The organism is Endozoicomonas sp., from assembly GCF_031844845.1.
GTDB lineage: Bacteria > Pseudomonadota > Gammaproteobacteria > Pseudomonadales > Endozoicomonadaceae > Endozoicomonas.
On the sequence record NZ_JAVRMB020000156.1, the window covers coordinates 1 to 8,188 of the forward strand.

Genomic DNA, 8,188 nt, shown 5'->3' on the forward strand with positions numbered 1-8,188 from the left:
GTTCAAAAAGACATCAAAATGGTGCCTTACAAGATCGCCGAAGCCGAGAATGGCGATGCCTGGGTTGAAATTAAGGGTGATAAGAAAGCACCCCCTCAGATTTCTGCCGAAATTCTGAAAAAGATGAAGAAAACCGCTGAAGATTATCTGGGTGAGCCAGTAACTGAAGCCGTTATTACCGTTCCTGCCTACTTCAACGACTCCCAGCGTCAGGCCACTAAAGACGCCGGCCGTATCGCAGGTCTGGACGTTAAGCGTATTATCAACGAGCCAACGGCTGCGGCACTGGCTTACGGCATGGACAAGCGGAAAGGCGACCAGACCATCGCGGTTTATGACCTGGGTGGTGGTACTTTCGACGTTTCCATTATTGAAATTGCCGACGTAGACGGCGAGCATCAGTTTGAAGTACTGGCCACCAATGGTGACACCTTCCTGGGTGGTGAAGACTTCGACATGCGTCTGATCGAGTATCTTGCCGACGAATTCAAGAAAGACCAGGGCATCGACCTGCGAGGCGACCCTCTGGCCATGCAGCGCCTGAAAGAAGCCGCTGAAAAAGCCAAGATTGAACTTTCGTCTACTCAGCAGACCGACGTCAACCTGCCTTACATCACTGCCGATGCAACCGGCCCTAAACACCTGAACGTTAAGGTGAGCCGTTCCAAGCTGGAATCTCTGGTAGAAGACCTGATTGCCCGTTCTCTGGAGCCTTGCCGCATTGCAGTTAAAGATTCTGACCTGGATCTGTCTGCCATCGACGAAATCATTCTGGTGGGCGGTCAGACCCGTATGCCAATGGTTCAGGCGAAAGTGGCTGAATTCTTTGGTAAAGAGCCACGCAAAGACGTTAACCCGGACGAAGCGGTGGCCATGGGTGCTTCTATCCAGGCTGCGGTTCTGGCTGGTGATGTAAAAGACGTACTGCTGCTGGACGTAACGCCGCTGACCCTGGGTATCGAAACCATGGGTGGCGTGATGACAGCGCTGATTGAGAAGAACACGACGATTCCTACCAAGAAATCCCAGACCTTCTCAACCGCCGATGATAACCAGACTGCCGTCACCATTCACGTGTGTCAGGGTGAGCGCAAACAGGCAACCCATAACAAATCTCTGGGACGTTTCGACCTCTCCGATATTCCACCCGCACAACGGGGAATGCCACAGATCGAAGTCAGCTTCGACCTGGATGCTAACGGTATTCTGAATGTTTCTGCAAAAGACAAGGCAACTGGCAAAGAACAGTCTATTGTCATCAAGGCCTCTTCCGGTCTGTCTGACGATGAAATCGATCAGATGGTCAAAGATGCAGAAGCCAACGCTGCAGACGACAAGAAGTTTGAAGAGCTGGCCGCTGCCCGTAACCAGGCCGATGGTCTCGCGCACGCTACTCGCAAAATGCTTGAAGAAGCTGGTGACAAGGCCACTGAAGAAGAGAAGGCTGCTATCAACAAAGCGGTAGAAGAGCTTGAAGTTGCAGCGAAAGGCGACGATAAGGAAGCTATCGACGCCACGACCAAGGCGTTGTCTGAAGCCACTGCCGGTCTGACTCAGAAGATGTATGCAGAAGCTCAACAGGGCGGCCAGGCTGAAGCCGGTGAAGGCAGCAAAGCTGACTCCGCTGCAGACGATGCCGTCGACGCTGAGTTTGAAGAAGTAAAGGATGACAAGAAGTAAGACCACAGCAATCATCAATGACTGATGATTGGATTGGCCACAACGCGGGATTCGTTCCCGCGTTGTCGTATATATCAAAAATGAAGGCTTTGTCAGGCTTGACCATGAATCCAGTGAGTTCTGTGTTTTCATGCTCGACTGGTGAATGCAGTTAGCTCAGGGTTTTACTGATGGCAAAACGCGACTATTACGAAATATTAGGTGTTGAGAAAGGCACCCCGGATAAGGAGATCAAAAAGGCCTACCGCCGTATGGCCATGAAACACCACCCCGACCGTAACCCGGGTGATCATGCGGCGGAAGAAAGCTTCAAGGAAATCAATGAAGCGTTTGAGGTACTTTCTGACCCTCAGAAGAAAGCCGCCTATGACCAGTACGGCCATGCCGGCGTTGACTCGAGCATGGGTGGTATGGGTGGTGCCGGCGGTTTTGCCGGTGGTAATTTTGGCGATATTTTCGGCGATGTCTTTGGTGACATTTTCGGTGCTGGCGGTGGGCACGGCCGCAGCTCTGTGCAACGCGGTGCCGACCTTCGCTATCAGCTGGAGCTGAGCCTTGAAGAGGCCGTTCGCGGGATCACCAAGAAAATTCGCATTCCAACACTTGTAGGCTGTACGGCCTGTGATGGTTCCGGTGCGAAAAAAGGAACCCGCCCCGTTGGCTGTACTACCTGTGGTGGTATTGGTCAGGTTCGCATGCAGCAGGGCTTTTTCTCGGTACAGCAAACCTGTCCGGACTGTCGCGGCACTGGCCGGATGATCAAGGATCCCTGCCATGCCTGCCATGGAGAAGGCCGCGTTCAGGAATACAAGACACTGTCTGTTAAAATTCCACCGGGTGTTGATACGGGTGATCGCATTCGTCTGGGCGGTGAAGGCGAAGCGGGTGTTAATGGTGGCCCGGCGGGTGACCTCTATGTTCAGGTCGCTGTTGCCGACCATGCCATCTTCCAGCGTGATGGCAAACACCTCTATTGCGAAGTACCCATTACCTTTGTGGATGCCGCGCTGGGTGGTGAACTGGAAGTGCCAACCCTTGAAGGCCGCGTGAAGCTGAAGATTCCATCTGAAACCCAGACTGGCAAACTGTTCCGCCTGCGCGGCAGGGGTGTTATCCCGGTTCGGGGTGGCGGTGCTGGCGACCTGATGTGCCGCGTGGTTGTTGAAACCCCGATCAGACTCACCGAACGCCAGAAAGAACTGTTGCAGGAACTGGAAGAAACCTTCCAGAAAGAAGGCACTGGTCGTCAGTCACCTAAGAAGCAATCTTTCTTCGATGGTGTGAAGAAATTCTTTGATGATCTTTGACTATATGACTTCCTGATACACTTCTGAAAGAATCAGCCCCTGAAATCAGGGGCTTTTTTATGCCACCTTATATTTATTTTCAGTAAACCTTTTCCCAGGATGATTAGAAGATACTACGAGAACGATACTGCTACAGTGGATAATCACCAATGGTATAGGCAACTTTATATGGTTCCGGTTGTTCTCCCGGGCCATCGGTCTCTACCATAACTTGTTGATTCTTCAGGAAGAAACGACTGGCAACCCTGCCATACTGAAAAGATGTGTTATTAAAATCACCAAGAACGTTATCAGGACTGGCCTTTTGAAGTGCTGCAATGGTGCTGGCTGCTTTTCCAGTCGGCATAGACGTCAATATGACAGGCCGCACAAACCTGACTGCCCACATAATTCCCTGAAACGGCATACACTGCCTGAGTAACGCCCCATAAATACCCCCTTTTTTGACTACACCGGGGAGGCTCATTATTGTTATTCTGTCTTTAAACTTAGACAGGCAATACTACAAACGCCGTTTTCTAAAAACCATAACAATAAAAATAACATGCTCTATATCGCAAACAGCCATGGCAAAGGTCGCGGTGTATATACCGACAGCCGAATTGAAAGGGACACCATCATTGAACAGTGTCCAATACTTGAGATCCCCCATGAAGAGGTTGAGCTTCTGGAGCTGACCATGCTCAATAATTACTATTTTGCCTGGGGAAAGGAGCAGAAACGAGCAGCGCTGGCTCTCGGCCTGGGTTCTATTTATAACCACTCATATACGCCCAACGCCATCTATATCCCCAGGGAGAATAACCAGCTCATTGAATTTATCGCCATTCGAAAAATTCTGGCCAATGATGAAATTACCATAAACTACAATGGTTCACCGAATGATCAATCCAAATTATGGAGCCCCGACGACATAACGTGGCAAAAATAGCGATGAAAACAGTGTGTAATAATCAGTAATATCTATCGCCAAAAGTGCGGTTCTCACGCTAAAATAGCGCTCCTTTATTACTCCCTGGTGTCATGCGTGGTTACGCTTGTTGCGTATGTTGTCGTCGCTATTGCGGTGTCCTTTATCTGTTCGGTATTTGAAGCCGTCCTACTCAGTATCTCCCCGGCCTACGTGGTCAGCCTTGAACAAAAGAACAGTCGCTGGGCTGCTATTGTCCGGGAACTCCATGATCATATCGACCGTCCCCTGGCTGCCATTCTCACCCTGAATACAGTTGCTCATACGGTGGGTGCTGCTGTTGCCGGTGCCCAGGCTGCAAAAGTGTTTGGTGATGCATCGCTCGGCGTATTCTCAGGTGTTTTAACCTTACTTATTCTGGTGCTGTCAGAAATCATTCCAAAAACCATTGGAGCCAGTTGGTGGCAATCTCTGGTTCCGGTGATGGCCGTTGGTGTTCGGTTTATGGTCAGATGTCTTCTACCTATCATCTGGGTTACCGAAATATTAACCAAAAAGCTGGCACCAAAAGACAAGACCAATCCTTATCTTCGGGATGAAATTCAGGCGATGGCGGATCTCGGCTATCAGGTAGGCGCTCTGCAGGGGGTTGAATCGGAACTGATGAAAAACATGCTGAAGTTCCGGGACCTGGAGATCGTAGAGATCATGACACCTCGCTCAGTCCTGTTCTCATTACCGGAGTCAATGACCACAGCAGACTATATGAACGCGTTTTCCGGGTCAGGCTTTTCACGTATTCCCGTCTACAGTGAAGACCCCGATGACATTAATGGCTTTGTCTTGAAAAATGACATCCTGCTGTCTCACCTTCATGAGAGTGAAAAGGCGACACTGGAGACACTTAAGCGTCCGATTATTGCCGTTATGGAAAAAGAGCCACTGCCAAAATTGATGGCCACCTTCCTGGAGCAACGCAGCCATATCGCCATGGTGGTGACCGAGTATGGTGATATTCGCGGTATTGTTACCCTTGAAGATATGATTGAGACCCTGCTGGGTCGTGAAATTGTTGACGAGAGTGATGAAGTGGTGGATATGCAGCAGGCTGCAAGAACCAAGTGGGCGCACCGACTGACTGGAACGATATAAGCCGTTTTTTCTGGGCGGAGGGAGACTATCCTCAGTCTCCCGATTTTCACACTGAAGACCGTTCAATGCCTTGCCTGATATCAAAATCGGTAAAGTGGCCTTTTTTTATAACTACAATCAGAATGCTTCGGCAAAAATTCAGGCCACCCTCTTGCTGCCTGCGAAATCCTGGAACTAATTTCAGATCTATCCGTCTAATTATCCGGTTACATTCGATCAACTGCTTATAGAAATGAAATAGTCGAGAATTTTCTATGCCTGGACTTCATGGATTTAACCCAGCGATAACCGATGCAACCGGCCTTAATCCTTTTTGGGCTGCTACGAAAACCAAAGCTTATATACTATGGGATAACAGCCTTAGTGTTGTCGTTGTCACCCTGTCTTTTATCGACTCTTTCATGACGACAGGGCAGAAGCCACCGAAGCCCAATGATATAAAGGCATTAAAAACTCGCGATATAACACATGTCCACGATCAGGGTGAGCACGGATTCTGCGACGAATGTTATTTCACTGCTGACCTCCAGCGAGACTTAGAGCATGAATTGATTGCTCAGGGTCTGGCCGATAAAAACCCTACGGCTCCCGCTTCTATCAAAACCTGCCAAGGCGAGAGTACCAATACATGTCAGGCAAGGGAGCAGGAGCAGGAACCGCCACCCGAGGTATCAGATAAAATACAAATACACAGTACTGTCGTTGAAACGCATCAAACTGTGCCCAGGATAAATGAACAAAAACCTGAGAAAGAATCATCGGAAATAATTGATAAGACGTTGCCATCGCAACAATCAGGCCCATCAAGTAAAAAAATACAACGTGCAGTGCCGGAGAGCTGAACAACGAAAAACCGATTAAAGAAAAAATAGAGTTCATTGAAGATCGCTGCCTTCCCCTGCTGCAAAGGCTACACGAAATTAACAAACAAAACCCTGTCTTCAACCCGACATCAAATGGACTAATCCCAAATGGTGAACTTGAACAGTGCTATTTACCTATTGAAGCCGAGACAGACCTACCTTACGTGATTGTAACCACGGCCAATAATTTCAGTCCAGGCTCACTCCTTAATAGGATGTTCTCAAACAGAAAGTAGCTATAAGCTCTTGATTAAAACCGCAACGAGCGCAACATTCGTTGTTATGATCCAAGGCTCAAGCTGCCTTTATGCAAGTCCTAAACACAATACATCGCCCTGAAAACAGGAAAATGCCTGTGTTATTGCGACCAAAAGACCAGCACAGGCCAAGTCTAGCAGGGCTTGTTGCGTTCGTTGCTTTTTATTTCAACTGTCCAAAAAGTGTTTCACACAGGCTACCCTGCTTTGATGGACAGTCTGGATATGAAACTTATAAAATCTACTGTCGTATGTTTTACCGGATGACTGGTATGAAAAACTGCCGTCATACCTGGGAGCCTGTCCGAGAATAAATCTTTCGCTAATGCCTTTGGGATAATTGCATCACATACTCCCCACACCCTGATTTTATTGATCACAGAGTCCCATCTCGAATAAAGCACTTCCTACCAGTAAGAGATAAATAGTTTACCAACCATTGAAATAAGAATAATTCTCATTATAATTCGCAAACCATAGATAGACGACAATCAATAAAAAATTATTGGAGACCATTAAGGATGATGCCTTATTCTTCCCGGCCAATCATTGGCTCCCTGTTGCTGGCTTCAACATTACTGGCTGGCTGTGACAGTGCCGAAAATACGCTGAACACAGAACAGGTATCCGTCAGTGCCGCCAAAGGCGGTGAGATTATTACCCACTATGCTGATATCGCCCTGGCAACGTACGAAGATGCACTGATTACTGCCAAAGCGTTACAGCAGGCCAGTCTTGAACTGGTCACCACCCCATCGGAAGACAATCTTGCACAGGCACAGGCTGCCTGGAAAGCGGCACGGGTTCCCTACCAGCAAAGTGAAGTTTTTCGATTTGGTAACCCGGTTGTCGATGACTGGGAAGGCCAGCTCAATGCCTGGCCATTGGATGAAGGCCTGATCGACTATGTTCAGCCTGGTCAGTATGACTATGAAATGGGCAATGATGGTGCTCTGGCTAACATTATCAACACCCCTGAGTTAACCGTCAGTGGTGAAAAGCTTGACCTCAATAATCTGACACCACAGCTGCTGGCCGACCTGAACGAACTGGGTGGCAGCGAAGCCAATGTTGCCACTGGCTACCATGCGGTTGAGTTTCTCCTCTGGGGTCAGGACCTGAATGGTACTGATTCTGGTGCGGGTAATCGTCCCGCTTCCGATTTCGCCAAAGGTAAAGCCTGCACAGGTGGTAACTGTGAACGCCGGGGGCAGTACCTTCTGACCGCGCTGGAACTGCTCATTACTGATCTGGAATATATGACTGGTCAATGGCAGCCTGAAGTGAACGACAACTACCGCTCAACCCTGATGGCCGAACCCGTTAAGCAGGGTTTCCGTAAAATGCTGTTTGGCATGGGCAGCCTCTCTCTCGGCGAACTGGCAGGTGAGCGTATGAAAGTCGCTCTGGAAGCCAATTCACCGGAAGATGAACATGACTGCTTCAGTGACAACACCCATAACTCCCACTTTTACAATAATCTGGGTATTCGTAATGTTTATACCGGTCGGTATCAGCGGGTAAATGGCGAGGTCATGACCGGCCCAAGCCTGGCTAACCTGGTTGCTGAGAAAAACCAGAAGCAGGCTTTGGCCATTCTTACCAATTTTGACAAGAGTCAGGATGCCCTGCAAAAACTGGTGGATTCAGCAGAAAAGGAAGGCATTTTCTTCGACCAGCTAATCGCTCCGGGTGATAAAAAAGGCAACGACCTGGTGAAATCTGCCATTAGTTCTCTGGTTGTTCAAACCAGTGCCATTGAGGAAGCCGCGGGTCTGATGGGTATTCAACAATTGAATCCTGATACCGCCGATCATCAATTTTAAACGACCTTGAAGGGTGTCGCAAAAGGGAGAATTAACACCCAGCCGTCATCCCCGCGCAGGCGGGGATCCACTGCTCGAGATAGACTCCCACTCTCGAGATGGATTCCCGCCTTCGAGGCTGTCGCAAAACCCACCAGGAACCTCGTTCCCACGCTCTGCGTGGGAATGCATAGCCAACCACAGGAATCGTGTC

The 8,188-nt window shown here is 49.1% G+C and carries 7 protein-coding genes; 6 read left to right on the forward strand and 1 reads right to left on the reverse strand.

Annotation, left to right across the window (positions count from 1 at the left end; translation table 11 throughout):
- Together dnaK and dnaJ are read left to right on the forward strand one after the other, a co-directional pair.
- A partial coding sequence (gene dnaK / locus RM811_RS07935) for a molecular chaperone DnaK (RefSeq protein WP_402522668.1) occupies window positions 1-1,680 on the forward strand: 1,680 nt, incomplete at its 5' end.
- 170 nt (window positions 1,681-1,850) lie between these two features.
- Window positions 1,851-2,987, forward strand: a complete 1,137-nt coding sequence (gene dnaJ / locus RM811_RS07940; RefSeq protein WP_402522670.1) for a molecular chaperone DnaJ — start codon at window positions 1,851-1,853, stop codon at window positions 2,985-2,987.
- Window positions 2,988-3,117: 130 nt separating this feature from the next.
- Here the strand turns inward: dnaJ and RM811_RS07945 are convergent, their stop codons facing one another.
- Window positions 3,118-3,453: a hypothetical protein gene (locus tag RM811_RS07945; RefSeq protein WP_402522672.1), complete on the reverse strand. Its 336-nt coding sequence runs from the start codon at window positions 3,451-3,453 to the stop codon at window positions 3,118-3,120.
- A 78-nt stretch (window positions 3,454-3,531) separates the two neighbouring features.
- On the opposite strand from RM811_RS07945, the gene RM811_RS07950 reads away from it, so the two are divergent.
- The 4 genes from RM811_RS07950 (at window position 3,532) to RM811_RS07965 (ending at window position 7,995) form a co-directional block, all read left to right on the forward strand.
- Window positions 3,532-3,918 (forward strand): SET domain-containing protein, encoded by a 387-nt coding sequence (locus tag RM811_RS07950; protein ID WP_402522673.1) that lies wholly within the window; start codon window positions 3,532-3,534, stop codon window positions 3,916-3,918.
- A gap of 96 nt (window positions 3,919-4,014) precedes the next feature.
- Window positions 4,015-5,049 carry a CNNM domain-containing protein gene (locus tag RM811_RS07955; protein WP_402522676.1) on the forward strand — a complete coding sequence of 345 codons (1,035 nt, stop codon included), beginning with the start codon at window positions 4,015-4,017 and terminating at the stop codon, window positions 5,047-5,049.
- Between the two features lie 254 nt (window positions 5,050-5,303).
- Window positions 5,304-5,891, forward strand: a complete 588-nt coding sequence (locus RM811_RS07960; RefSeq protein ID WP_402522678.1) for a hypothetical protein — start codon at window positions 5,304-5,306, stop codon at window positions 5,889-5,891.
- A 799-nt stretch (window positions 5,892-6,690) separates the two neighbouring features.
- Window positions 6,691-7,995 (forward strand): imelysin family protein, encoded by a 1,305-nt coding sequence (locus RM811_RS07965; RefSeq protein ID WP_402522680.1) that lies wholly within the window; start codon window positions 6,691-6,693, stop codon window positions 7,993-7,995.
- Window positions 7,996-8,188: the final 193 nt, after the last annotated feature.